Annotated in this window: 18 protein-coding genes and 1 pseudogene; 10 read left to right on the top strand and 9 right to left on the bottom strand. The window is 73.7% G+C overall.

Going from position 1 to position 25813, the window contains the following annotated elements; genetic code table 11:
• Nucleotides 1-109 precede the first annotated feature (109 nt).
• A pseudogene (locus tag AC07DA_RS12665) lies at nt 110-921 on the bottom strand (dioxygenase family protein).
• A 121-nt stretch (nt 922-1042) separates the two neighbouring features.
• On the opposite strand from AC07DA_RS12665, the gene AC07DA_RS12660 reads away from it, so the two are divergent.
• Complete coding sequence (locus tag AC07DA_RS12660; protein WP_094057835.1) at nt 1043-1507, top strand: SseB family protein; 465 nt, start codon at nt 1043-1045, stop codon at nt 1505-1507.
• Nucleotides 1508-1837: 330 nt separating this feature from the next.
• The gene (locus AC07DA_RS12655) at nt 1838-2815 is read left to right on the top strand and encodes a pirin family protein (protein ID WP_479127278.1); all 978 of its coding nucleotides are present in this window, start codon (nt 1838-1840) and stop codon (nt 2813-2815) included.
• 112 nt (nt 2816-2927) lie between these two features.
• Here the strand turns inward: AC07DA_RS12655 and AC07DA_RS12650 are convergent, their stop codons facing one another.
• A complete protein-coding gene (locus AC07DA_RS12650; RefSeq protein ID WP_479127276.1) occupies nt 2928-5066 on the bottom strand; it encodes a SpoIIE family protein phosphatase in 2139 nt (712 codons plus the stop codon).
• Between the two features lie 167 nt (nt 5067-5233).
• Between AC07DA_RS12650 and aspS the strand changes: the two genes are divergently transcribed.
• On the top strand, nt 5234-6997 hold the full coding sequence (aspS, locus tag AC07DA_RS12645; RefSeq protein WP_479127274.1) for an aspartate--tRNA ligase: 1764 nt from the start codon (nt 5234-5236) through the stop codon (nt 6995-6997).
• A 190-nt stretch (nt 6998-7187) separates the two neighbouring features.
• Here aspS and AC07DA_RS12640 read toward each other — a convergent pair whose 3' ends face one another.
• The 3 genes from AC07DA_RS12640 to AC07DA_RS12630 form a co-directional block, all read right to left on the bottom strand.
• Entirely contained in the window at nt 7188-7553 is a 366-nt protein-coding gene (locus AC07DA_RS12640) for a PH domain-containing protein (protein ID WP_094058064.1), read from the bottom strand.
• 127 nt (nt 7554-7680) lie between these two features.
• Entirely contained in the window at nt 7681-9297 is a 1617-nt protein-coding gene (gene metG / locus AC07DA_RS12635) for a methionine--tRNA ligase (RefSeq protein WP_479127271.1), read from the bottom strand.
• Nucleotides 9298-9431: 134 nt separating this feature from the next.
• Nucleotides 9432-11366: a VWA domain-containing protein gene (locus AC07DA_RS12630; protein ID WP_479127269.1), complete on the bottom strand. Its 1935-nt coding sequence runs from the start codon at nt 11364-11366 to the stop codon at nt 9432-9434.
• Between the two features lie 279 nt (nt 11367-11645).
• On the opposite strand from AC07DA_RS12630, the gene AC07DA_RS12625 reads away from it, so the two are divergent.
• Nucleotides 11646-13724: a PhoX family protein gene (locus AC07DA_RS12625; RefSeq protein ID WP_479127267.1), complete on the top strand. Its 2079-nt coding sequence runs from the start codon at nt 11646-11648 to the stop codon at nt 13722-13724.
• Between the two features lie 74 nt (nt 13725-13798).
• Here AC07DA_RS12625 and AC07DA_RS12620 read toward each other — a convergent pair whose 3' ends face one another.
• Nucleotides 13799-14800 (bottom strand): endonuclease/exonuclease/phosphatase family protein, encoded by a 1002-nt coding sequence (locus tag AC07DA_RS12620; RefSeq protein WP_479127265.1) that lies wholly within the window; start codon nt 14798-14800, stop codon nt 13799-13801.
• Nucleotides 14801-14843: 43 nt separating this feature from the next.
• Complete coding sequence (locus AC07DA_RS12615) at nt 14844-15671, bottom strand: alpha/beta fold hydrolase (RefSeq protein ID WP_479127263.1); 828 nt, start codon at nt 15669-15671, stop codon at nt 14844-14846.
• Between the two features lie 85 nt (nt 15672-15756).
• Here AC07DA_RS12615 and AC07DA_RS12610 point away from each other — a divergent pair, with 85 nt between their 5' ends.
• Nucleotides 15757-17103 carry an aminotransferase-like domain-containing protein gene (locus tag AC07DA_RS12610; protein ID WP_479127261.1) on the top strand — a complete coding sequence of 449 codons (1347 nt, stop codon included), beginning with the start codon at nt 15757-15759 and terminating at the stop codon, nt 17101-17103.
• Here the strand turns inward: AC07DA_RS12610 and AC07DA_RS12605 are convergent.
• Both AC07DA_RS12605 and AC07DA_RS12600 read right to left on the bottom strand, forming a co-directional pair.
• Nucleotides 17000-17956 carry a hypothetical protein gene (locus AC07DA_RS12605; protein ID WP_479127259.1) on the bottom strand — a complete coding sequence of 319 codons (957 nt, stop codon included), beginning with the start codon at nt 17954-17956 and terminating at the stop codon, nt 17000-17002. The two genes, AC07DA_RS12610 and AC07DA_RS12605, sit on opposite strands and share 104 nt — an antisense overlap.
• 289 nt (nt 17957-18245) lie before the next feature.
• Nucleotides 18246-18686, bottom strand: coding sequence for a hypothetical protein (locus AC07DA_RS12600; protein ID WP_479127257.1), 441 nt, complete (start codon nt 18684-18686; stop codon nt 18246-18248).
• A 122-nt stretch (nt 18687-18808) separates the two neighbouring features.
• Here AC07DA_RS12600 and AC07DA_RS12595 point away from each other — a divergent pair, with 122 nt between their 5' ends.
• The 5 genes from AC07DA_RS12595 to AC07DA_RS12575 all read left to right on the top strand — a co-directional run bounded on the left by AC07DA_RS12595 (nt 18809) and on the right by AC07DA_RS12575 (nt 25774).
• Nucleotides 18809-20149: a PP2C family protein-serine/threonine phosphatase gene (locus tag AC07DA_RS12595; RefSeq protein ID WP_479127255.1), complete on the top strand. Its 1341-nt coding sequence runs from the start codon at nt 18809-18811 to the stop codon at nt 20147-20149.
• A gap of 64 nt (nt 20150-20213) precedes the next feature.
• A complete protein-coding gene (locus tag AC07DA_RS12590; RefSeq protein WP_479127253.1) occupies nt 20214-21275 on the top strand; it encodes a serine/threonine-protein kinase in 1062 nt (353 codons plus the stop codon).
• 125 nt (nt 21276-21400) lie between these two features.
• Nucleotides 21401-21736 carry a hypothetical protein gene (locus AC07DA_RS12585; RefSeq protein ID WP_479127251.1) on the top strand — a complete coding sequence of 112 codons (336 nt, stop codon included), beginning with the start codon at nt 21401-21403 and terminating at the stop codon, nt 21734-21736.
• A gap of 4 nt (nt 21737-21740) precedes the next feature.
• Entirely contained in the window at nt 21741-24308 is a 2568-nt protein-coding gene (locus AC07DA_RS12580; RefSeq protein ID WP_479127249.1) for a substrate-binding domain-containing protein, read from the top strand.
• The gene (locus AC07DA_RS12575; RefSeq protein WP_479127247.1) at nt 24305-25774 is read left to right on the top strand and encodes an extracellular solute-binding protein; all 1470 of its coding nucleotides are present in this window, start codon (nt 24305-24307) and stop codon (nt 25772-25774) included. The genes AC07DA_RS12580 and AC07DA_RS12575 overlap by 4 nt, the downstream gene beginning before the upstream one ends.
• Nucleotides 25775-25813 lie beyond the last annotated feature (39 nt).

Here is a 25813-nt window from a genome sequence, read left to right as displayed (position 1 = left end):
GCGAGGCACTGGATCCTCGCGCTAGTTCACGTACCAACAAGTAGCTACGCATGATGCTACCCGTCGGTAATAAGAAGCAACCCCGATCCGGTCATCTGTGACGCGTGGCTCATACCGGTACGGTGAGGGCCGCCGTGTAGCCCTCGTCCGCGCTGCCCGTGACGGTCGCCAGCTGCCGGTCGTGGCCGTCGGCGAAGACGCCGTCCCGCTCGATCGACAGGCCGCGCAGGTTCGTCACGCTGCGTTCGTACCCGGGCGTCGCGTACACCGCCGCGCAGACGTCCGCCGGGAACGCCAGCTGCGAGGTGTTCGTCACGGAGCGCGCCGCCGAGGCGTCCGCCAGGCTCGCGTAGACCTCGAAGTGCACGTGCGGCCAGCGGCCCTCGTAACAGCCGGGGAAGACGCTGGTGAAGGTGGCCCGGCCCGCCCCGTCCGTCTCCTGCACGCCCCGCAGGTAGTTCTCCTCCGTGACGCCCTCCGAGTACAGCGAGTAGCCGCCGTCCCGGTCGCAGTGCCAGACGTAGACGGCGGCGCCCCGCTTGGGGGCCTCGCAGCCGGAGGCGGCGTCCACCACCGTGAGGGTGAGGGTCAGCGGCACCCCTCGGCGGTGCCGCCCGCGGAGTCGCCGAAGCTGCGGGTGATGTCGCCGCGGACCACCCCGCTCTCGCGCAGCACGTTCACGCCGTTCGAGCCGTCCCCGGGGAAGGGCCCGGCCGTCTCCTGCGGGATCTCCGCGCACGCCGGGGACGAGGACGACGAGGAGGCCGGCGCCTGGGGCTGCCCGTCCGAGGTGCAGCCCGCCAGCGGGAACAGGCCCGCACCCGCCATCAGCCGGATCATCCTGCGGCGGGCGAGCACGGGCAGGTCGTGGGTCAGGCCCCGGTCGTGCTCGTGCGGGCCTTCGGCGTGGTGTCCGTCCATGACCCGACGCTACGAGCGGCGGCCCCGGCGATCCACGGGCCGGGCGCTGTCAAGTAGCTGTCGGTTTCCCGGGACCGCATACCGGCCCGGCCGCCCGGCCGCTCTCGGTACGCTTGCGCTCATGTACGGCTACGACCAGACAGCGGGCCCGCAAGCGCAGTACGCCCCTCCGCAGCAGCCGATGTCCGGCGGTTACGGGCAGCAGCCGCCGCTGTACCCCGAGCCGTCCCCGCCCTCCCTCGCGGACGCGGTGCGCGCGTTCACGACGGGGCAGATGGCGGCCGAGGACTTCCAGCAGGTCTTCGCCACGTCGAAGGTGTACTGCCCGCGCGGCGACAACCCCGGCTTCCTCGCCCTGCACAACACGCAGCAGCCGGTCATCCCGATGTTCAGCACGCTCAAGGAACTGCGCCGGTACGCGGGCAAGGAGTCCAAGTACTTCGTGATCACCGGCGCCGAGGTGCTGGACCTGCTGCCCACGGGCTACGGCTTCGTCCTCGACATGGAGGGCGAGCACCGCATGGTGTTCGACGCGAAGGCCGTGGAGCAGATGGTCGAGTTCGCGATGCGCCGGATGTACGGCTAGGCAAACCGTCGCTCGGCGGACCACCGGGCCCTCGCCGTCGGCTCCCCGGCAGGCACGGGCCCGGCCCGGCGCCAGGTCGCCCGGGAGCCGTAGCGCGGTCGTGACGAGCTCGTGCGGAAGGAGCCCGCCGCGGCGAGGAGCGTGATCCGGCCGCCTGGGCGGCACGTACGAAGGCCGGCGCCCCCGATGCGGGGGTGCCGGTCTTTCGCCGTGCCCGCATCCCGTGGTTCGCTGCGCCGTCGCCCGGGAATGCCCTCCCGGTTTTCTCTGTTTGGGGTGGCAGGAAGTTCAACGCTCAACTAAAGTGGGCGTACACGAGGAGGAACCGACATGCCTGCTGTGACCGTCGAGAACCCGCTGACGCTGCCCCGCGTGACCGCCCCCGCCGACGCCGTGGCACGTCCCGTGCTCGCCGTCACGACCGCCCCGAGCGGTTTCGAGGGCGAGGGCTTCCCGGTGCGCCGGGCGTTCGCGGGGATCAACTACCGCTACCTCGACCCGTTCATCATGATGGACCAGATGGGCGAGGTGGAGTACGCGCCGGGTGAGCCCAAGGGCACGCCCTGGCATCCCCACCGCGGTTTCGAGACCGTCACCTACATCATCGACGGCATCTTCGACCACCAGGACTCCAACGGCGGTGGCGGCACCATCACCAACGGCGACACCCAGTGGATGACCGCGGGCTCGGGCCTGCTGCACATCGAGGCGCCACCGGAGCACCTGGTGATGTCCGGCGGACTCTTCCACGGCCTGCAGCTGTGGGTGAACCTCCCGGCCAAGGACAAGATGATGGCCCCGCGCTACCAGGACATCCGCGGCGGCTCGGTCCAGCTGCTCACCACCCCCGACGGCGGCGCGCTGCTGCGGGTCATCGCCGGTGAGCTGGACGGGCACCAGGGCCCGGGCATCACGCACACGCCGATCACGATGATCCACGCGACGGTGGCGGCGGGCGCGGAGCTCACCCTGCCGTGGCGCGAGGACTTCAACGGCCTGGCGTACGTGCTGGCCGGGCGCGGCAGCGTCGGTGCCGACCGCCGCCCGGTCCACACGGGCCAGACCGCGGTGTTCGGCGCCGGCTCCTCGCTGACCGTCCGCGCGGACGGCAAGCAGGACTCCCACACGCCGGACCTGGAGGTCGTCCTGCTCGGCGGGCAGCCGATACGCGAGCCGATGGCCCACTACGGCCCGTTCGTGATGAACACCAAGGACGAGCTCATGCAGGCCTTCGAGGACTTCCAGAAGGGCCGCCTGGGCACGGTCCCCGCGGTGCACGGCATGACCGAGAGCGGCCCGCAGGCCTGACGCGCCTCACCGCGCCTCGGGTTCACCCGGGTGGTGACGTCGTCCATGGTCGCCACCCGGCGGTCCCGCGAGAGGGTGTACCGGGTCCGGGCGGGTGGCTGCCGGGGCCCGGTCACGGCGACCAGGAACCGTCGCCCGAGCCGTCCACGGACTCGTAGAGCTCGAACCAGATGCTCTTGCCCTCGCCGCGCGGGTCGACCCCCCAGGCGTGCGCGAGCAGTTCGATCAGGACCAGTCCGCGGCCGGAGGACGCCAGCTCTCCCGGCCTGCGCTTGTGCGGCAGGTCGTCGCCCGCGTCGGTGACCTCGATCCGCAGCCGCCGCTCCCCCACCTCGCCGGTGATCTCGGTGACGAGCAGCGCGTCCGAGTCGGTGTGCACGAGGACGTTCGTCAGCAGCTCGGACACCAGCAGCACCGCCGAGTCGACCTGGTCGGGGCAGGCCCAGTCGTGCAGCAGCTCCCGCTGCTGCTGCCGGGCCACCGCGATCCGCTCGGGCTCGGCCTGGGCGACCGTCAGCACCGAGCGGCGTACCGGTGGAGCCGCCGCCAGGGTGTCACCGCAGCCGCAGCCCGCGCCGTCCCGGCTCAGCAGCAGCATCGCGATGTCGTCCTCGCGGCGGTCCGCCAGCGGGCCGGTGGTGTGGTGCGAGGACGGCCCGTGCACGGCCTGCACCAGGGTGTCGGCGAGCTCCTCCAGATCGCCCTCGTGCTCCTCCAGGATCGCGCGCAGCCGCCGCCAGCCCGTGTCCAGGTCGTGCCCGCCGGTCTCGATCAGGCCGTCCGTGCAGATCAGCATGGTCTCGCCGGGCTCCAGCGCGATCCGGGTCGTGGGGTAGTCGGCGTCCGGGTCGATACCCAGCGGCAGGCCGCCCGACGTCGGCCGGGTCAGCACCGTGCCGTCGGACATCCGGATGGCCGGATCCGGATGCCCCGCGCGGGCGATGTCCAGCAGCCCCGACGCCGGGTCGACCTCCACGTAGACACAGGTCGCGAAGCGCGGGTCGGTGGGATCCTCGTCGCCGACGCCGTGCAGGAAGCGGGAGGCGCGGGAGAGCACCGCGTCCGGGCGGTGGCCCTCCGAGGCGTAGGCCCGCAGGGCGATCCGCAACTGGCCCATCAGCCCCGCCGCCCGCACGTCGTGCCCCTGGACGTCCCCGATGACCAGCGCGAACCGCCCGCTGGGCAGCGGGATCACGTCGTACCAGTCGCCGCCGACCTGGAGTCCGCCGCCGGTGGGCACGTAACGGGCGGCGACGCTCATGCCCGGGATGCGCTGCGGGCCGAGCCGCGGCAGCATCGTGCGCTGCAGGCCGTCGGTCAGCGCCCGCTCGCTCTCGGCCAGGCCCGCCCGGGTCAGCGCCTGCGCCAGCATCCGCGCCACCGTCGCCAGCACGGACCGCTCGTCCGGTGTGAACGCCACCGGGTAGGTGAACGCCGCCATCCACGCGCCCATCGTGCGGCCCGCCACGATCAGCGGCAGGAACGCCCAGGACCGGCGGCCGAACCGCTCGGCGAGCGGCCAGGTCAGCGGATAGCGGGCCTTGTACTGCTCGGGCGAGGACAGGTACACGGCCCGGCCGGTGCGCACCACCTCGGCGGCCGGGTAGTCCGTGTCCAGCGGCATGTCCGAGAAGGGGCTCTCGGTACCCCGCTGCTGTCCGTGGTGGCCGATGACCGTCAGCCGGTCGCCCTCCACGCCGAACACCGCGAGCCCGTCCGGCGAGAACCCGGGCATCGACAGATTCGCCGTGACCCGCAGGACCTCCTGCGTGGAACGCGCCTCGGCCAGAGCCCGGCCGGCGTCCAGCAGGAACGCCTCCCGCGAGCGCCGCCAGTCACCGGTGACCGCACTGCGCCCGGCCGGGGTGCCCGGCGTCGGCTCGGTGACCTCCTGGAGCGTCCCGATCAGCCGGTAGGCCTTCCGCGCCCGGTCGAAGGTCGGCTTGGAGCGGCTGCGGACGACCCGGATCACCTGCCCCTGCTCGTCCATGATCCGGATGCGCACCTCGGCGAGGGTCCCCTCGGCGACGGCCAGCTGGACCACACCGGTGATCTCGTTCCAGTCGACCGGGTGCAACCGGGCCCGGGTCTGGGCCTCCGTGAGGCTGACCTGCTCGGCGGGCAGGCCGAGCAGCCGTGCCGCCTCGGCATCGACCGTGACCAGCCCGGTGGCGGTGTCCCAGTGCCACAGGCCGGTCGCGAGGGCGGCGAGGGCCTCCCCCACGGCGGGCAGGGGCTCGCCAGTGCGCATTGCCCCACTTTAAGAAGACGCGCTCGAACACTGCCACCGAGAGCGGAAGGGCGCTCGATCGTCACCCGCGCGGAACTCGGGAGAGTCGATCTTCGCCTGCCCGGTACGCTGGGGACCAGTTTCACGTGAAACACAGACCCCGATCAGCGAAGACTGGATGAACGACGATGCATCGGTACAGGTCCCACACCTGCGGCGAGCTCCGCTCCTCTGACGTCGGCACCGACGTCCGGCTGAGTGGCTGGCTGCACAATCGGCGCGACCTGGGCGGCATCCTCTTCATCGATCTGCGCGATCACTACGGCATCACGCAGCTCGTGGCCCGGCCCGGCACCCCCGCCTACGAGGCCCTCGACAAGCTCTCCAAGGAGTCGACGGTCCGCGTCGACGGCAAGGTCGTCTCCCGCGGTGCCGAGAACGTCAACCCCGACCTGCCGACCGGCGAGGTCGAGGTCGAGGTCGGCGAGGTCGAGCTGCTCGGCGCGGCCGCCCCGCTGCCGTTCACGATCAACACCGAGGACGGCGTCAACGAGGAGCGGCGCCTGGAGTACCGCTTCCTCGACCTGCGCCGCGAGCGCATGCACCGCAACATCATGCTGCGCACCCAGGTCATCTCGGCGATCCGCCGGAAGATGACGGCGCTGGGCTTCAACGAGATGGCGACCCCGATCCTGAGCGCCACCTCCCCCGAGGGCGCCCGGGACTTCGTCGTCCCGTCCCGTCTGCACCCGGGCAGGTTCTACGCCCTCCCGCAGGCGCCCCAGCAGTTCAAGCAGCTGCTGATGATCTCGGGCTTCGACCGTTACTTCCAGATCGCGCCCTGCTTCCGCGACGAGGACGCCCGCGCCGACCGCTCGCCGGGCGAGTTCTACCAGCTCGACGTCGAGATGAGCTTCGTCGAGCAGGAGGACGTCTTCCAGCCGATCGAGAAGCTGATGACCGAGCTGTTCGAGGAGTTCGGCAACGGCCGTCACGTGACGTCCCCGTTCCCGCGCATCCCGTTCCGCGAGGCGATGCTCAAGTACGGCTCCGACAAGCCCGACCTGCGGGCCCAGCTCGAACTCGTCGACATCACCGACATCTTCGAGGGCTCCGAGTTCAAGGCCTTCGCCGGCAAGCACGTGCGTGCCCTGCCGGTGCCGGACGTCTCCGCCCAGCCGCGCAAGTTCTTCGACCAGCTCGGTGACTTCGCCGTCTCCCAGGGCGCCAAGGGCCTGGCCTGGGTCCGCGTCGGCGAGGACGGGTCGCTGTCCGGCCCGATCGCGAAGTTCCTCACCGAGGACAACGTCGCGGAGCTCACCAAGCGGCTCTCGCTGGCCGCCGGCCACGCGGTCTTCTTCGGCGCGGGCGAGTTCGACGAGGTCTCCAAGATCATGGGCGCGGTCCGGGTCGAGGCGGCCAGGCGCGCCGGCCACTTCGAGGAGGGCGTCTTCCGGTTCTGCTGGATCGTCGACTTCCCGATGTACGAGAAGGACGAGGAGACCGGCGCGATCGACTTCTCGCACAACCCGTTCTCCATGCCGCAGGGCGGTCTGGAGGCCCTTCAGACCCAGGACCCGCTGGACATCCTGGGCTGGCAGTACGACATCGTCTGCAACGGCGTCGAGCTGTCCTCCGGCGCGATCCGGAACCACGAGCCGGAGATCATGCTCAAGGCCTTCGAGATCGCCGGGTACGACCGGGAGACCGTCGAGGAGAAGTTCGCCGGCATGCTGCGCGCCTTCCGCTTCGGCGCCCCGCCGCACGGCGGCATCGCCCCCGGCGTCGACCGCATCGTGATGCTCCTCGCGGACGAGCCCAACATCCGCGAGACCATCGCCTTCCCGCTCAACGGCAACGCCCAGGACCTGATGATGGGCGCGCCGACGGAGCTGGAGGAGGCACGGCTGAAGGAACTGCACCTGTCGGTGCGCAAGCCGCAGCCGAAGTAGGGCGTAGCAGCGACGTGAGTGGCCCGGAACCGACGTCGGTTCCGGGCCACTGCCGTACCCGGCACCCGCGCGTCACTCCTCGCACGCCCAGAATCCCCTGCCCGGGAAGTGAGCGGCGACCACCGTCTCCAGCTCTCTCCACGTCTCCTGGACCGGAGTGTTCCCCAGCGACGTCCTGTCGTACGCAGGGCTACCGTGCCACGAACTGGGTCAGGATGGCCTGGACCTCGTAGATGTCGACGCCCTTGGTGAAGGTCTTCTGGAGGGGGGTGGGGGTGCCGGAGATCCAGATCTTGAGTTCCGCGTCGAGGTCGAAGGTGCCCGCCGTTTCCACCGCGAAGTGGGTGATGCTGCGGTAGGGCACGGAGTGGTACTCGACCTTCTTGCCGGTGATGCCCTGCTTGTCGACGAGGATCAGGCGGCGGTCGGTGAAGAGGATCGTGTCGCGGATCAGCAGGAACGCGGCGTGGACCTGCTCGCCGTGGCCGAGCAGACGGGCGTAGTCCTGCTGGGCGGAGGCGGGGTCGACGGTGTGGGCGTTGCCGAACAGTGCCATGGGTGGTCCCCCCGTGTGTGTGGCGGCGGTCCGTCGCCGCTCCTCACGCGATCTTCGCAAAGCGACGGGCCCGGGAGAAGACTCTCGTCCTCCCCGGGCCCGTGCTGTAGCGCGGGTGTTACGGCTGTTACGCCGTCGGCTTCTCCTCCAGGCGCGGGAAGAGGACCGCGCCCTTGGTGACGGTCGTGCCGGCGGGGAGCCTGCCCCAGTCGCCGGCCTCCTGGATCCGCTGGTCCGCCAGCGCCCCGAGGGAGGCCTCCGCGCCGAGGGAGTCCCACAGCTTCTGGGACGTCTCGGGCATGACCGGGTTGAGGAGGACCGCGACGGCGCGCAGGGACTCCGCGGCCGTGTAGAGGATCGTCGCCAGGCGGGCCCGGCCCTCGTCGGACGTGTCCTTGGCGACCTTCCAGGGCTCCTGCTCGGTGATGTAGCCGTTGACCTGCTTGACGAAGTCGAAGACCGCCAGGATCCCGCCCTGGAAGTCCAGGTCGTCACCGATGCGGCGGTCCGCCTCCGAGACGGCCCTGGCCAGGCCGGCGTGGATGGCCTCCTCCGCCTCGCCGTCGGCCGCCGACGCCGGCAGTTCGCCGCCGAAGTACTTGCCGACCATCGCCGCGACGCGGGAGGCGAGGTTGCCGTAGTCGTTGGCCAGCTCGCTCGTGTACCGGGCGGAGAAGTCCTCCCAGGAGAAGGAGCCGTCCTGGCCGAAGGCGATCGCGCGCAGGAAGTACCAGCGGTAGGCGTCCACGCCGAAGTGCGTGGTCAGGTCCTGCGGCTTGATGCCGGTCAGGTTCGACTTCGACATCTTCTCGCCGCCGACCATCAGCCAGCCGTTGGCCGCGATCCTGCCGGGGAGCGGGAGGCCCTGCGCCATCAGCATCGCGGGCCAGATCACCGCGTGGAAGCGGAGGATGTCCTTGCCGACCAGGTGGACGTCGGCGGGGAAGGTCTCCTCGAACTTCGCCTGGTTCTCGTTGTAGCCGACCGCCGTGGCGTAGTTCAGCAGGGCGTCGACCCACACGTAGATCACGTGCTTGTCGTCCCAGGGGATCGGGATGCCCCAGTCGAAGGTCGAGCGGGAGATGGAGAGGTCCTGCAGGCCCTGGCGGACGAAGTTCACGACCTCGTTGCGCGCGGACTCGGGCTGGATGAAGCCGGGGTTCGCCTCGTAGTGGGCCAGCAGCTTCTCGCCGTACTCGCTCAGCTTGAAGAAGTAGTTCTCCTCGCTGAGGATCTCGACCGGCTTCTTGTGGATCGGGCAGAGCTTCTGGCCCGCGTACTCGCCCTCGCCGTCGAGCAGCTCGCCGGGGAGCTTGTACTCCTCGCAGCCGACGCAGTACGGGCCCTCGTAGCCGCCCTTGTAGATCTCGCCCTTGTCGTACAGGTCCTGGACGAACTCCTGGACCCGGTCGGTGTGCCGCTTCTGCGTGGTGCGGATGAAGTCGTCGTTGGCGATCTCCAGGTGTTCCCAGAGGGGCTTCCACGCTTCGGTGACGAGTGTGTCGGCCCACGCCTGGGGGGTGACCCCGTTGGCCTCGGCCGTGCGCATGATCTTCTGACCGTGCTCGTCCGTGCCGGTGAGGTACCACACCTTCTCGCCGCGCTGACGGTGCCAGCGCGTGAGCACGTCGCCTGCGACGGTCGTGTAGGCGTGGCCCAGGTGAGGAGCGTCGTTGACGTAGTAGATGGGGGTCGAGACGTAGTACGCCTTCGCCCCCTGCTTCTCGGATCCAGTGGCCGCCATGGTCGAAATCCTACTGGGCGGCTGAAGATCGACTCACACGCGTTTCGGGGGGTGGACGGCCTGTGGTGTGCGCCGTCCACCCCCCCGGAGGGTTCGCGGGTTCTGCTGGTTCTGCGGGTTTTGCCGGGAGACGTCTACGGGCGCCAGTTCGCGAGTACGCCCTCGTAGAGCTCCTTGTCCGTGAGCTCGCGGGGGGTCTCGCCGGCGAGGAAGTGCGAGGTGTTGGGGGTCTTGAGCTTGCGGAGGTAGTCGAAGGCCTTGTTCTCCGGGTCGCCGAAGGCGACGAAGGAGAAGAAGACGGTGGGGTGGGTCTTCGCGGCTTCGGTGAGGGCCTGGGTGGCGGGCGTCTTGGCGTCGGGGGCGCCGTCGGTCTGGAAGATCACCAGGGCCGGGGTGCCGGGGGTGTCCGCGGTCGCCTTGTCGTGGTGGGCGAGGACCGCCTCCACCGCGGCGTGGTAGCTGGTGCGGCCCATGCGGCCGAGGGAGGCGTGCAGGGTGTCGATCTTGTTCTCGTGGTCGGTGAGGGTGATCTCGCCGGTGCCGTCGAGTTCGGTGGAGAAGAAGACGACGGGGACGGTGGCCTCGGGGTCGAGGTGGGCGGCGAGGGCGAGGGTCTGCTCGGCGAGGGCCTGGGCGCTGCCGTCCTTGTAGTACGGGCGCATGGAGGCGGAGCGGTCCAGGACGAGGTAGACCTTGGCGCGGGTGCCGGTGAGGTCGTGCGCCTTGAGGGTGGTGGCCGCGGCGCGGTAGGCGGTGGCCAGGCCGGGGGCCCGGGACTTGAGCTGGGCGAGGGTGAGGGCGGGGGCGGGAGCGGGGGCGTGGGGCTCGGCCTCGGCTTCGCCTTCGGCCGTGTCGTTCCCACCCGCACCACCCGTGCGGCTCTCGTCGTCGGCCGCGGGTGGCCCCTGTGGGGCTTCGTCGCCGTCGGCGGCCGCGGGCTCGGGGGCGGGGGTGTCGTCCTCGGCGGGTGCCGGTGCGTCTTCGGATGCGGGGGCGGGCGCGGGGGCCTGCTCGGCCTCGGCCGCCGGTTCCAGCGTCGCCTCCGGCTCCGGCTCCGCGGCCTTCCCGGCCTGCGGCTCGGCTTCGGCTTCCGGCTCCGGCTCCGCGGCGTTCCCGGCCTGCGGCTCGGCTTCGGCTTCCGGCTCCGGGTCCGCGGCGTTCCCGGCCTGCGGCTCGGCCCCGGCCTGCGGCTCGGCTTCGGCTTCCGGCTCCGGGGCCGGCGCCACCGCCTGGGCCTCGGCCTTCGGCTCGTCTGACTCCGTGTCCGGCGCCTCGGCCTTCGCCTCGGCCTTCGGCTCCGCCTCCGGTTCCTTCGCCTCCGCCTCCGGTTCCTTCGCCTCCGGTTCCGCCTGCGGCTTCTCCTGCTCGTCGGCCTCCGGGTCCTCGGCGGCCGGCGGCGCCTCCGCGGGCTCGGGCTGCGGCCCGGTGTCCGTGGCCCCGGGCTTCTCCGCGACCACCGGGTCCTCGGCAGCCACCGGTTCCGCAGGGGCGGGCTCGTCGGCGGTGTCCGGCTTCGCGGCAGCCGGCTCCTCGACGGGTTCCGCTTCCGCGGCCTTCGGCTCCTCGGCAACCTCCGGCTCGGCAACTACCGCTTCCTCGACCGGCTCCGGCACCCGCTCCCGCTCCGGCTCAACGGCCGCCGGTTCCTCGATGGCCTCCCGGTCCGCGGCCGGCTTGCGGGCCTCCGCCGGCTCCGGCTCGGTGACCGGCTTGGGCTCCTCCACCGGCTCCGGCGTCGCGGCGACCGGTTCCCGTTCCGGGGTCTCCGCCGGCTTCTGCGTCGCAGACGACGGCTCCTCGTCCGATCGCGTCGGACGCGGCACCGTCACGTTGTCGAACGCCAGCGACACCAGGTCGTGTTCGTCGCGGGACGACAGGCGGGGTTCGGGGACGGTCGCCGTGGGGGCCGGGTCGGGTTCCGGGGAGGGGGACGGGACCCGGGGCTCGGCGGCTTCCGGGGTGGTGGGCTCGGCCGGTGCCTCCGTCGTGGGCGCCGCACCCTCCGCCTCGGCGGTCCGTGACTTGCGGGACCGTCCGAACGCGTTCCGCAACCGAGTGAGAATGCCCATGTGCGCGCAACCCTTCGCGTGAGTTGAAGCCCGTCAATCCCTGGCCAGGACGGACACGTAAGGTTAGCGGCCCTCTTGGGTGATCTTGGGCAGGGTCTGCTACGCGGGATTCTCGCTGTCAAGGGGGCATCCGGTCCGCCCGGGTGTCGCCCGGCTTAAGGAGCACACCCCCCGTACGGCAGCCACGGGTTCACTCGTTGTTCATCGGGGCGCCCGGCTCCCGCACATATGTGCACCTACGGTCGCGCTGACACCAAGGGCATCCAAGGAGAGAGCAAAGTGCGAAAGCTGCTGCCGTTGATCGGAACGCCGTCCGATTCGCACCCTGGCGGCCGGTCCGCCATGACCTGTCGTTTCCGGTGTGGTGACGCCTGCTTCCACGAGGTGCCCAACACCAGCTCCAACGAGTACGTCGGCGACGTGATCGCCGGGGCCCTCAGCCGCCGTTCGATGATGCGCGCCGCGGCCGTGGTGACCGTGGCCGCCGCGGGCGCGGGAGCCGTGGGTGTCGCGCGGGCCCCGCAGGCCGGTGCCGTCCCGGCCGACGCCGCCCGGGAGGCCGCCCGGAGCAGGACGAAGGGCGCCCGGGGCCTGCGCTTCGCGCCCGTCGCGCCCAACACCGCCGACGCCGTGACCGTGCCGGACGGCTACCGGCAGAACGTCGTCATCCGGTGGGGCGAGCCGATCCTGCGGGGTGCCCCCGCCTTCGACCCGGAGAAGCAGAGCGCCAAGGCGCAGGCCGGGCAGTTCGGGTACAACTGCGACTTCCTCGCGCTCCTTCCGCTGCCGGGCGAGCGCGGCCGGCAGCTGCTCGTCGCGAACCACGAGTACACCGACGAGGTGCTCATGTTCCGCGGGTACGACGCCGCCAACCCGACCCGCGAGCAGGTCGAGATCGCCTGGGCCGCGCACGGGCTGTCCGCCGTCGTCGTGGAGGAGGACCGCAGGAGCGGCAGGCTCACCGCCGTCTCCCGGCACCAGCTCAACCGGCGCGTCACCGCCACCACCGAGTTCCGGCTGACCGGACCCGTCGCCGGTTCCGGCCTCGTGAAGACCTCCGCCGACCCGAGCGGCACCAAGGTGCTCGGCACCCTCAACAACTGCTCCGGCGGTGTCACCCCCTGGGGCACGACCCTGCACGGCGAGGAGAACTTCAACCAGTACTTCGCCAACAGCAGCCGGCCGACGGACAAGCGGTACGGCATCGGGACCGGGGCGACCGAGCGCAAGTGGGAGCGGTTCGACAAGCGGTTCGACGTCGCCCAGGAGCCCAACGAGGTGCACCGGTTCGGCTACGTCGTCGAGTTCGACCCGTACGACCCGTCCTCCACGCCCCGCAAGCACACCGCTCTGGGGCGGTTCAAGCACGAGGCCGCGACCGTGCGGCTCACGCACGACGGCCGTCCCGTCGTGTACTCCGGTGACGACGAGCGGTTCGACTACTTCTACAAGTTCGTCGGCAGCAAGCGGATGAAGCACGGCACCTCGCGCGCCGTGCGCGAGCACAACCTCTCCCTGCTCGACGAGGGCACCCTGTACGTCGCCAAGCTCACCGGCGACTCCCCGGCCATCGAGATCGACGGCACCGGCAAGCTGCCGGAGGACGGCGAGTTCGACGGCAGCGGCCAGTGGATCCCGCTGGCCACGGCCACCGCCAAGGGCGCCGTCTCGCACGTCGAGGGGATGAGCGCGGAGGAGGTGTTCGTCTTCACGCGGCTCGCGGGCGACAAGGTCGGCGCCACGAAGATGGACCGGCCCGAGGACATCGAGCCCAACCCGGTCACCGGCAAGGTGTACGTCGCCCTGACCAACAACTCCAACCGGGGCGTCGGCGCCAACCCCAAGGCGGACGAGGCCAATCCGCGCCACGCCAACAAGCACGGGCACGTCCTGGAGCTCACCGAGCGCTGGAACCGGCCGGAGAGCACGACGTTCGCCTGGTCGCTGTTCCTCGTCGCCGGCGACCCGGACGACCCGGCGACCTACTTCGCGGGCTTCCCGAAGGACGGCGTCAGCCCCATCTCCTGCCCGGACAACGTCGCCTTCGACCCGTACGGCAACCTGTGGATCTCCACGGACGGTGCCCAGCTGGGCTCGCACGACGGCCTGTTCGGCGTGGCGACCCGGGGCGAGCGGCGCGGCGAGCTCAAGCAGTTCCTGACCGTGCCCAAGGGCGCCGAGACCTGCGGCCCGATCATCCAGGAGCGGCGCGTCCTCGTCGCCGTGCAGCACCCGGGCGAGATCGACGGCGCGTCCGTGGAGAAGCCCGCCAGCACCTGGCCCGACGGGCCCGGTACGTACGTCCGTCCGGCCGTCGTGTCCGTGTGGCGTGCCGACGGCTGCGACATCGGCGTCTGAGCCGGCCACCGCGCGCAGAGCGCCAGACGGGAGGGGGGCGTCCGTGGGGCGTCCCCTTTTCCCTGTCTTCCCCGTCACCGGGGCGCGTGCAGCGTCAGGTCCGTGACCACCGCGCGGTGGTCCGTGCCCGCCAGGTCCAGGATCCGGGTGCGGTCGGCCGCGAAGTCCCGTGAGAGCAGCACGTGGTCGATCTGCGCGCCGAAGGTGGGGGCCGTCAGGGCAGGCCAGGTGACCGTGCGGTCGGCCCCGTCCAGACGGGAGGCGTCGCGCAGCCCCGTGTCGAGGATGCGGCGGAAGGCGGCGTGGTCCTGGGAGGCGTTGAAGTCCCCGGCCAGGATCAGCGGGGTGCCGCGGTCGGCCGCGGCCGACTCGCGCAGGGCGCCCAGCTCCCGCCGCCAGAGGTCGACCTGGCCGGGCAGCGGGGGCATCGGGTGGGCGAGCTGGAGCCGGACGGCGTGTCCGTCCACGTCGGCGACCGCCCCGGGCATGCCCATCGTGGCGCGGACGCCGGCCGCGGCCTTCAGCGGGAAGCGGCTGAGGATGACGGAACCCTCGGAGCCACCCCCCTCGACGGCCCGGCGGTGCGGGAGGTCCCGCGCCAGGTCGGTCTTCAGCCGGGCGTCGCAGGCGTGGTCGCACTCCTGGACGAAGACGACGTCCGGCTCCTCGCGGCGGACGGCCGCGACCAGGGAGCCGGTGCCCTGGCCGAACTCGACGTTGGAGGTCAGCACGCGCAGGACGGCGACCGGGCGGCCCGCGGGGCCGTCGGTGGTGCCGTACGGATCGGTGTACCAGGCCAGCAGGCCGAGCAGGAGGACCCCCCAGAGCGTGCCGGTCCACCAGCGGGACAGCAGCGCGAGCAGCAGCGCCAGGGCGGTGGGGACGAGCAGCCAGGGCAGGAACGCGAGGAACTGCGTGACGGGGGTGACGCCGTCGCTGTCGGCGGCCCGGAAGCCGACGACCACGCTCACCGCCGCGCACAGCAGGCCGGCGCACCAAGCGGCCAGGCGCCGCCCGGGCGGGCGGTGCTGCGGCCCGTCGTCGACGGCGGTCCACTCGGCAGCGGCGGTGTCCAAGGCCCGGCCTTCCGTTCGCGGGGGAGGATGCCCGAATCCTCCCTCAAAGACGGGGTGGGGCGGAGGATGGTTGCCGTTCGTCGACGCGGGCCAGGAACGCTTTAAGTGCCGTGCCGAACGCCTCGGGGCGTTCCAGGTTCGGCAGGTGGGCGGCGCCCTCGACGACGTGCAGCGCGGCGTCGGGCAGGGCGGCGTGCAGCGCGCGGGCGTCGGAGACGGGCGTGTAGGTGTCGTCGGCTCCCACGACGACCAGGGCCGGGACGCGGACGCGCGGCAGCAGGGGCCGGTAGTCGGGGCGCCGGGCGCGGGCGCGCAGGGCCGCGGCGGCGCCCTCCGGGGAGGTGGCCGTCATCATGCCGTGGACGTGGGCCTTGACCTCGGCGGACGCGTACGGCGCGACCATCCGGTCCAGGACCTCGTCGGCGTAGCCGCGCAGTCCCTCGGCGAGGAGGCGGTCCGCCATGGCGTCGCGGGCAAAGACGCCCTCGCAGGTCTCCGGGGCGGCGAAGGTGTCGGCGAGGACCAGGCCCCGCACGCGCTCGGGGAACAGGCGGTAGCAGTCCAGGACGATCTGGCCGCCCATGGACAGGCCGGCCAGGACGCAGGAGTCCAGCCCCAGCTCGTCCAGCAGCGCCTCGATGTCGCGGGCGAACCCGGAGAAGTCCGTGAGGGCCGGGACCGTCGGGGAGGCGCCGTAGCCGCGCAGGTCGGGGGCGACGACGCGGCGGGCCGCCGCGAACGTCCGCAGCTGCGGGGCCCACATCGTGCGGTCGAAGGGGTGTCCGTGGACGAGGACCAGGGGAGTCGGGGGGACAAGGGGCTGCCGTGGGGATGCGGGGCCTTTGTCCTCGTATGCGAGGAAGGGTGCCATGGACCGACCCTAGGCAGGCCCAACTACTCGGTGCAATAGGATCTTTGCTCTCGGTGCAATCCGGGAGCGAGGGGGAGGGCGACCGATGGGTGACTACCGGCGCATCGCGGACCGGATAGCCGACGACATCGCCGGCGGGCGGCTCAAGCCCGGCCAACGGCTGCCGCCGCAGCGGGTGTTCGCACGCAGGCGGGGGATCGCCCCGTCGACGGCCGGGCGCGTGTACGGCGAACTCGTGCGGCGCGGACTGGTCGTCGGCGAGGTCGGGCGCGGCACCTTCGTCCGGGCCGCCCCGGACGGACCGGCCGGGCGGGCGCTCGTCGAGACCGGCGAGTCCCCGGGACCGGTGAACCTCGAAGTCAACTACCCTTCCGCTCCCGGCCAGTCGGAGCTGCTCGCGCCCGTGCTCGCGCCGCTGCTGCGCCCCGACGTACTGGCCGAGGCGCTGCTGCCGGCCGCCGCCACCGGCACCCCGCGGGCCCGGGAGGCCGCCGCCGGCCTGCTCGCCGGGCCGGTCTGGCGACCCGGCCCCGAGCGACTGCTGTTCACCGGCAACGCCCGCCAGGCCATCGCCGCCGTGCTGGCCTCCCTGGTCCGGCCGGGAGGCCGGGTCGGGGTGGAGCAGCTGACGTATCCGCTGGTCAAGGAGATCGCGGCACGGCTCGGGATCACGCTCGTGCCGCTCGCAGGTGACCCGGCGGGGCTGCTGCCGGAGGCCGTCGCCGCCGCGCACCGCACGGCACCGCTGTCCGCCCTGTACGTGCAGCCCACCCTGCACAACCCGACCTCCGTGACGACGAGCGGCACCCGGCTGCTGGAACTCGCCGGGCTGGTGCACGACCTCAGCCTGCCGGTCGTGGAGGACCGCGTCTGGTCGTTCCTGCACGAGCCCGGTGCCCCCCTCGCCGCCCACGCCCCGGCGCTCACCCATGTCGTCGACGGGCTCTCCAAGCGGGTCGCTCCCGGGCTCACCGCCGGTTTCCTCGTCGTGCCGCCGCACCGGGTGGGCGCCGTGGCCCAGGCGGTGCGCTCGGGCGGCTGGAGCGCGGGGCGGTTCGCGCTGGAGGCGGCCGTGCGGTGGGCCGCCGAGGGGACGGTGGCGCGGCTGGTGGCGGCCAAGCGGGCCGACGCGCGGCGGCGGCAGCGGATCCTCACCGAGGAACTCGCGGGATTCGCCGTGCGGTCCGACCCGCACGCCTACTTCGCCTGGTGGGAGCTGCCCGCGCCGTGGCGTGCCGACACCTTCACGGCCGCCGCCGCGGCGCACGGCATCGCCGTCACGCCCGGGCCCGCGTTCGCGGTGGCCCCCGGGCACACGCCGGACGCGGTCAGGCTCGGGCTCGCGTCGGCTCCGGAACCGGATCTGCGGCGGGCCCTGCGGACCCTCGCGCGCGTCGCCGCGCGGCGAGCCGGGGACCGTAGCGGCCGGTGAGCCACCCGCCGAGCGCCACCGCGAGGCCGAGGCCGCACAGCAGCCAGGCCACCGTGCGCAGGGTGGCCGTCAGGGCGTCGTAGACCGCGCCCGCGGCCGGGCCCCGCAGGGCGTCGGGCAGGTCGGCGAGGGTGAGGCGGCGGCCGAGCGCCACGGCGAGGACGAGCAGCGCCCCGCCCAGGGCCGTGCCGAGACCGAGGGCGGTGACCGCGCGGCGGCGGCACGCGGCGACGGCGATCCCGGCGACGGCGGAGCAGGCCGCGGCGAGCGGCAGCCAGAAGGCGACGGCGTCCAGCACCCGGTACCCCTTGCGCAGTCGGTCCACGTCACCGGCCGGAAGCACCGGGACGCGGGTGTGCGTGACCGGGATGCGGTGGGCGAACGGCACGTGGTCTTCGGTCAGTCGGTGTTTGACCCGGTCGACGACGGGCGCGAGGTCGACGGTGACCGGGGCGGTGGCCGGCGGATCGGCGCGCAGGGCGCGCAGGACGGCGGTGTGGACGGCCCGGTTCGCGGCGTCCCAGGCCGTGGCGAACGCCTCGGTCCGGGTGAACGAGCGGGCCGCCTCCCGCACGAAGGGCCCGGCGGCCGTGCCGCGCAGTTCGGGTCCGGCCGCGCGCAGGACGCCGTCCCCGAGGGCGTCGGCGGCCGCGCTCCGCAGGTCCGGGTCGGCGGCGAGCGGCGCCATCGTCCGGACGTAGCGGCCGGTGTCGGTCAGCCCGTGCGCCGCCCAGGAGGCCAGCGCGGCGAACGGCACGAGCAGGCACGCGAGGGTGAGCAGAACGGCCGACAGGGCGTTCCGCGCGCGTGGGGGCGCCGTCGCGGGTGCGGGCGCCCGGTCCGGCTCGGGCACCCTTCCAGGCAAGGCGCGGCGGGCTCCGGGCGCGAGCGGGGAGAGGGCATTCGGGCGCCCGCGCCACGCCGGACGGGCGGTCCACCCGTGGTGAGCGCCCGGAGCCGGGCGTTCGGCGCCCCGGTGGAGGCCTCACCCGAACGGGTGGCACCTCGGTGCGGGAAGAAGGGAGCCGATCACGCCGGTCCGGATCGGGTCGGCCCGACCTGACCCGGCCCGGCCCGACCCGGCCCGGCCTGGACCGACCCGGCCCGGCCTGGACCGACCCGGCCCGGCCTGGACCGGCCTCTCACCTCAGCCGGTGGCCCTCCGCGTCCTCGCGGGAGTAGGAGCGGTAGAACAGCGTCAGCAGGACGCCCACCCCGACCGCCAGCCCCAGCCCGGCGCACTTCAGCACGGACTCGCCGGACTGGTTGACGAGGAAACCGACCGCGCAGCCCGTGAAGGCGAACCAGGCCGCGGCGTGCAGTTCGCGGCGCAGCCGCGGGGCCAGCCGCCACACGGCGGCGAACACCACCGCGAAGACCAGCGCGGTGAGGAAGCCGAACAGCAGGTTCCAGCCCGTGATGGGCCCGCCGTGCCGCCGGTTGGCCGCGGCCCAGAAGCCGTAGACCAGCCCGAGCACGACGGGCAGCGCCACCGCGGCGGCCGCGTGGGTCCGGGCGCTGAACACGTCGGGCCTGCGCCGCGATGTCTCCATCCGGCGTGAGGCGGGTGCCGCATGAGCCATGAGAGCTCTCCTCTCCGTCCCTGCCCCTGGCTTCCAGGGCACACCGGCAAAGGACCACGGGCAAGTCGGCGGACCGCCCCGACGCGGATGCGGGCCGTGCGGCCCCGTGTTTCGCTGGGGCGGTGAGGCGCCACCGCGGGGGCCACGGCCCGCTCGACCCGTACCCCGGGGCCGGCGACGGACCCGCCCGGGCCGGCGACGGGTACACAGGGCTCGGCGACGGGTACGCCGGCACCCGCGATGCCGTGCGGCGGCAGGAGCTGCTGCGGCTGCGCGGGCACCGCGTGGCCTGGCTGCCGCCCCTGGTGCTGCTCGTGGCCATCGCCGTGGCGGACTACCACACCACCGGCGACTTTCGCATGATCTCCTGGATCGTGCTGGTACCCGGTATCGCCGCCGCGATCTGCGGCGTGTGGGGCACGGCCCTGTTCGCACTCGCGTCGCTGGCGACGTACGTCGTCGTGGACGGTGCCTGGCCGCACGAGTACCAGGCCGGGCTCGCCGACTTCGTCCTCGTGGCGCTCGGCGGCATCCTCGCCACCCTGGCCTGTGTCGTCCGGGTGCGCGAGGAGCAGCGCGTGCTGCGCATGGGCGACGTCACCGAGACCATCCGCCGCACGGTGCTGCGCCCGCTGCCGCCGGGCTGGGGCGGTCTCGACCACGCCGGCGTCTACCTCACCGCCGACGCCGAGGCCCGCGTCGGCGGCGACTTCTACGACATCCAGCCCGGCCCGCACGGCACCCGCGTCCTGGTCGGGGACGTGCAGGGCAAGGGCCTCGGCGCGGTGGAGGCGGCGGCCGCGCTGCTCGGCACGTTCCGCGAGGCCGCCTACCACGAGGCCGACCTGACGGTCGTCGCCGGGCGGCTGGAGACGCGGATGATCCGGCACCGCGCGCACACGGTCGCCCTGGGCCGCTCCGACGGCGACCGGTTCGCCACGGCCGTCCTGCTCGGCTTCCCCGACGACGCACCGGAGGCGGTGGACGTGCTGGTGTTCGGGCACGAGCCGCCGCTCGCGGTCGGGCCGTGCGGGGTGCGTGCCCTGCCGGCCGCTCCCGGGCTCCCCCTGGGCTTCGGGGACCTCGCGCCGGTGCCGCCCGAGGTCCGGCGGGTGCGGGTGGCCGCCGACGAGACGCTGCTGCTGGTGACGGACGGCGTGACGGAGGCCCGGGACGGCACCGGGGCGTTCTACGGGCTCGCCCGCGAGGTGGCCCGGGCCGTCGCCGAGGACCCGGGCGCGGCCGGACCGGTCCGGCTGGCCGCCCTCGTGCGGGACGGCACCCTGCGCCACTGCGCCGGGCGCCTCGCCGACGACACCACGGTCTTCGCCGTCCGCCGCCGGACCGGTCCCACCCCGGAGTCCGTCCCGGGCAGGACCGGTCCCACCCCGGAGTCCGTCCCGGGCACCGGCAGCGCGACCGCTGGGGGCGAAGCACCCGAAGGCGGGCGTTTGCGGTCCTGAGACCCCCCTTTGCAGCCGCAGCGGTTACGGTGCTGCCGTACTGATCGACGCAGGGGGAGGGACGATGCCCGGTACCGTGCTGCTGCTGGCGGCCTCGCCGGTGGGCCGGGGGCGCCTGGTCGACGCCGCCTCCGTGCTCCCCGTCCTGGCCGCCGTGCCGCCCGCCGTGCTGTCCGGCACGGACACCGCGAACGTCGTCGAACTCGCCGATCCGCTGGAGCCGCAGGCCGTCCTCACCCGGCTCCGCGCCGCCGCCGCGGCCCCCGGCCCGCTCACCGTCTACGTCACCGGGCAGCTCCACCTCGACCGCCGCCAGCGCCTGCCCCACCTGGCGCTCGCCCGCACCACCCCCTCCACCGCCCGCTACACGGCCTTCCCCTGGCACTGGTTCCGGGAGGAACTGCGGCTCAGGCCGGCCGGGGCCACCACCCTGCTGCTCGACCTGCACGCCGACGCCGAGGCCTGGGAACTGCTGCGCGGCACCCCGCTGGACGCGGGCCGCGGCAACGCCGTCCACGGCCGCATCGCCCCGCCCCCGTCCCGGCGCACGGTCGCCGCGCCCGCGTACATGAAGGCCGTCGCCACGATCCTGCGCAGCGGATTCCGGCCGCCCGCCGAGCAGTTGCACCAGCAGGCGCTGGCACGGATCGCGCCGGAGAGCGCGGGAGCGGACCTGGTGCTGAGCACGCCCGGCCCGTCGGCGGGGGACCCGCACGCCGCCATCACGGCCGCCGTGCAGTCCGGCCGGCACGCCGAGGCGGACGCGCTCGCCGCCCGGTACGAGCAGGGAGCCGTCGCCGCCCACGGCCCGGCCTCCGAGGAGGCCCTGCACTGGGCCGAGGTACGGGCCGACCTGGCGATGTTCGCCGGGGACGCGGCGCGCAGCTGCCGCACCTGGCTGGCGGTGGCCACCGCCCGGCTGAACGCCGGACAGGCCGCTGACTCCCCCGCCGTGGAGGCCGCCGTGGACCGGGCCCACCACCAGTGGGGCCAGGTCCGCGAGCCGGCCGGCGCCCGTGAACTGGGCACGGCGCTCGCCGCGTTGCGCAGCCGGGTGCCGGGCCGGCGCGAGGGGGCGCTGGACCATGTGCGGCGCCAGTTGCGTCAGTTGCAGACGCAGGGCTGAGCACGCGTGCGCCGTGTGCGCCTGGCGTGAAGGGGGCGTGCAGTCACGTGCCCGGGTCACGTCACGGGTCTGCCGCCGGGGCCTGACCCGGTGTCATGATGTGGAGCATGACAGAGGGGGACCAAGTGGCTGTCTTAGGCGTACGCGTCCGGCTCGGTGACGGCGCGACCGCGGACGATGTCAGAGCCCTGCGGGCGTGGCTCGAGCGGGACGAGCCGCTGGAGGAGCTGATCTCCGGCGAGCACCTGCGCATCGAGGAACGGACGAGGACGGACGGGCAGAAGGGCCGCCTGGGGCCCGACATCGAACTCGTGCTCCAACTGCTCGGCGACGTGGCGACGGTCGTGGCGCTGACCGAGTACACCAACCGGGCCGTGAAGACCTGGAAGAACAACCGCCGCAGGCTCCAGGGCGGCGAACCCGACACGGAGATACGCCCGCTGGGCCCCGACGGGGAGTAGCCCGGTGAGCCGCTTCGACCCGCGCGGCAGACGGAACAGGGCGCTGCTGGTCGGCGTGTCCGAGTACGACCACACCACACCGGACCCGCAGGGCGTGTCGGGCCAGCTCCCCGCCGTGCGCCACAACCGCAGGACCCTGGAGGACGCGCTGCACCGGGGCGGGGTGTTCCGCCCGGGCGAGATCAGGGTGCTGGCCTCACCGGCCCCGGACGACTTCACGGGCGAACTGCGCCGCGCCGTCCGCGAGACCGAGGGCCTGCTGCTGCTCTACTTCGCCGGGCACGCCGTCGTCACGGACACCTCCACGCACAGGCTGCACCTGCAGATGCGCACCGCGCGGGTGGTCGCGGGCGGGGAACTGCCCGGCGCGGTGAGCTTCGCGGGGGTGCTGGGCGAGCTCTGCGCCCCGGAGAGCCGCGCCGAGAAGGTGCTGGTGATCCTGGACTGCTGCTACGCGGGCAACGCGGCGGCGATCTGGCACCGCTTCGAGGCCCCGCAGGAGAGCAAGGAGAAGATCCTCCTGCTCATGAGCGTGCAGCCCAATCGCTGCATCCTGGGCGGGGACGCGGACGTCGCGACGCCGTTCACCCGCGAGCTGGCGCGCGCCCTCGACGGCGGCGGGGAGGTGTGGCTGTCCAAGCTCTACCCCGCGGTGAAGCAGCGGATGGCCGAGGCCGGGTACGAGGCGGAGGACAACGACCGGCAGAAGCCGCAGGCGCTGGCCCCGCCGTGGAACCCCGACGCGGATGTCCTTCTGGCCGCCGCGCCGGTCGCGCCCCCCGTCCCGGCCCCCCTTCCGCCGCCCGCCCCGCCACCGCCGGGACCCGGCCCCGCGGTCCGCCCCCCGGACCGGCCCCGGCCGGGCAGGCGCCTCGGGCCCGTCGTCCACCGGCTCGGCCGGACCCTGCCGACCCTGCTGCTGGCCCTCGTCGCCACCGGCACCGGGGGCTACGGCCTCTCCGTGCTGATCGGCGACTCCGGCCCCTGCGCCCCCTCCCGGGAGCTGCGCCTGCTCACCGATCCCGACCTGGAACCGGCGATGCGGGCGGCCGCCGACGCCTACGTCACCTCGGCCGCCAACACCACCGGTGACGGCTGCCGGCGCAGCGGCGTCACCGTCAACAGCGCGGGCGCCGCCGACGTGGTGACCGCGCTGGGCGAGCGGACCGACGCCTGGCAGCAGCCGCGCGAGGACGACAACCCGCAGCGGGACATCGGACCGCAGCCGGACGTGTGGATCCCCGCCACCCGTGCCGACGTCGACCGGGTCAACCGGGCCGCGGCGCGGGAGGAACGCGTCTTCGCCCGGCTGGAGCCGGCGGGCGGGCCGATCGCCTACTCACCGGTCGTGCTGGCCGTGCCGCAGGCCCTGGGCGAGGGCCTCGAACGCACCGGCCGATCGCTGACCGAGCTCGTCACCGACCTGGAGCGCGCCCACGACGGGGTGGAACTGCGCCGCCCGGACCCGGAGTTCACCGACGCGGCCCTGCTGGCGACGATGGGCCTGCAGAGCGCGGAGGCCGGCGCGCGCGGCGCCGAGCAGGGCGTCACCCGGGCCGAGCTGCCCGAGCCGTCGGCCGTGCGGCTGCTGTGCGCGCTGCCCGAGGACGACGCCGTGGACGAGCGCAGCGCGGCGCTGGTGCCGGAGTTCCTGCTGAGGAGCGGCATCGGCTGTCACCCGGCCACCCGCGCCCCGCGCGTGGCCGCCTACCCCGACGACGTGCCCGGCCTGGAGCCGGCGTTCGTGCGGGTGCGCTGGGAGGACGGCGACCGGGACGCCGAGGCGCGGGACGACGCGGTGGACCGCTTCCGCGCCTGGCTGACCGGGAAGGAAGGGCTGGCCGTCCTCGGCGAGCACGGCTTCCGCTCCGCGGCCGGCGAGCGCCCCCTGCTCGGGGCGCAGCCCGCCTCCGGTGGCCTGACCGCGTCGGTCCGTCCCCCGGAACCGGCCCGGCCCGCGGACATGGACCGGGCGCTGGAGCGCTACGCCAACGCGCACGCTCCCGGCCGGGTCCTGTACCTCCTCGACAGCTCCGGCTCGATGACCGGCCGGTGGGACGGCGACAGCGGCGGCCCCGGCATCCTGAAGCAGACCCTGCCGGGGCTCGGCGGGGAGGACGAGTACGGGGTGTGGGCGGTGCACGGCCTCGGCGACCGTACGCACACCCCGCTGCTGCGCTTCGGCACGCACGCGAGGGCCGAAGCCGAACGGGCCCTCGGCCGCGGCCGGTGGCGGGACGCCGAGGCCGACCCGGCCGCCGCCCTGCTGGACGCCCTGGAGTTCATGGCGGAGCGCGGCGCCCGCGACGAACGGCCCCAGCTGATCGTGTACCTGACCGACGGCGAGGATGACAACCGGCTGGCCGGCCGGGCCCTCCGGGACGTGCTCGAACGGGCCGCCGGCGCGGGCGTCCGGGTGGCCATGGCGTCGTTGAACAGCTCGGGCTGCGACCAGGACCGCCCCGCCACCCGGATCGCCGAGGCGGGCCGGGGCCGCTGCCTGGACGCCGGTGACGACCTGGTGCCGGCCCTGCGCGACGAGGTCGCCCGCACCGGAAGGGGGGAGGGATGACGGCCGCCCGCCCACACGGAGGCCCCCGGACAGGTCCGCGCAGGGGCCCGCGCAGGGGCCCGCGCGGTGGCGGCACGGCCCGCCGCCTGACGGCCGCCGTCCTCTGTCTGCTGTCGGTGCTCGCGCTCGCCTCCTGCACCGGCGACGACGCGCGGGAGGAGCCGCCGGGAGCCGGCCCGCCCCGGATCGTCGTCGCCAGCGGCCAGGACGTCACCGGCAAGAACGGCATCCGCCAGCAGCTCATCGACGCCTGGAACGCCCGGGAGGGCGAGCACGGCTACCGGGCCCGCCTGGTCGAACTGCCCGGCTCCGCCGACCAGCAGCGCAGCCAGCTGCTCGGCGCGCTCCAGTCCGGCAGCGCCGAGTACGACGTGGTCAACCTGGACGTGACGTGGATCCCGGAGTTCGCCGCCGCCGGCCTGATCCGCCCGCTGACCGGTGCGGCGGTGAAGCAGCCCGGGGACATCATCCCCTCCGTCGACGCGACGTCGTTCTGGGACGGGGAGCGGTACGCGGTCCCCTTCAACAGCGACGTGGGCCTGCTGTACTACCGCAAGGACCACCTGCGCGAGGCCGGTGCCTCCCGGACCGACCTGAGCGGCGGACTGACCTGGGGCCAGCTGCGGGACCTGATCGACGCCGTCAACGACCGCACCAAGCCGCGGCACTACGAGGACGGCTGGACCACCCAGCTCGCCGCCTACGAGGGCCGCACGGTCAACGCGGTCGAGGCCTTCGCCTCGGCCGTCCCGGACTTCGCGCTCACCGACGAGGAGGGCCGGTACACCGCCGACGCGGCGCAGCTGACCGCCGGGGTGACCGAACTGCGGGAGCGCACCGCGCCGCCGTACACGCTCGCCGACGCCTCCGAGTCGCGTGAGGCCGAGTCGCTCAGCGCCTTCGCGGAGGGCCGCACGACCTTCCTGCGGCACTGGCCGTACGCCTATCCGGTGCTGTACGAGAGGTTCGGCGGGGACCTCGGTGTGGCCCGGCTGCCCGGCAAGGCGGTGCTCGGCGGGCAGAACCTGGCCGTCACCTCGTCGACGTCCGAGCAGCGGGCCGCGAAGGCCGCCGAGCTGATCGCGTTCCTGACCGACCCGGACAGCGAGCGCTGCCTGCTGCGCGCCGGGTTCGCGGCGACCCGCACCTCCGCCTACGGGGATCCCGCGGGCTTCCCCGCGTGCCGGCACGCCTCCGCGTACACCGCGGCCCCCTCCCCGTCCCCCACCGGCGAGAGCGCCGAGCTCAAGGCGCCCGACCGCTTCACCAACGGCGTCAGCTACTCGCGGGACATCCTGTACCCCGCCCTGCGCGACGCCGTCCAGCGCCCGCGCACGCCCTTGTACGGGGCCGTCACCCAGACCCTCATCACCGAGCTGGACGCCCTGTACGGGCCGGGGCGGCCGGGGGCCGCGGAGGTGGCGGAGAAGCTCGACGAGGCACTGAGGAGGCTCCTGCCCCACTGAACACCTCCCGGTGTGAGCGGCGCGAACGCGGGAACACGC

Source organism: Streptomyces sp. NPDC044921 (assembly GCF_056432865.1).
This window is presented reverse-complemented; position numbering and strand designations above follow the sequence as displayed.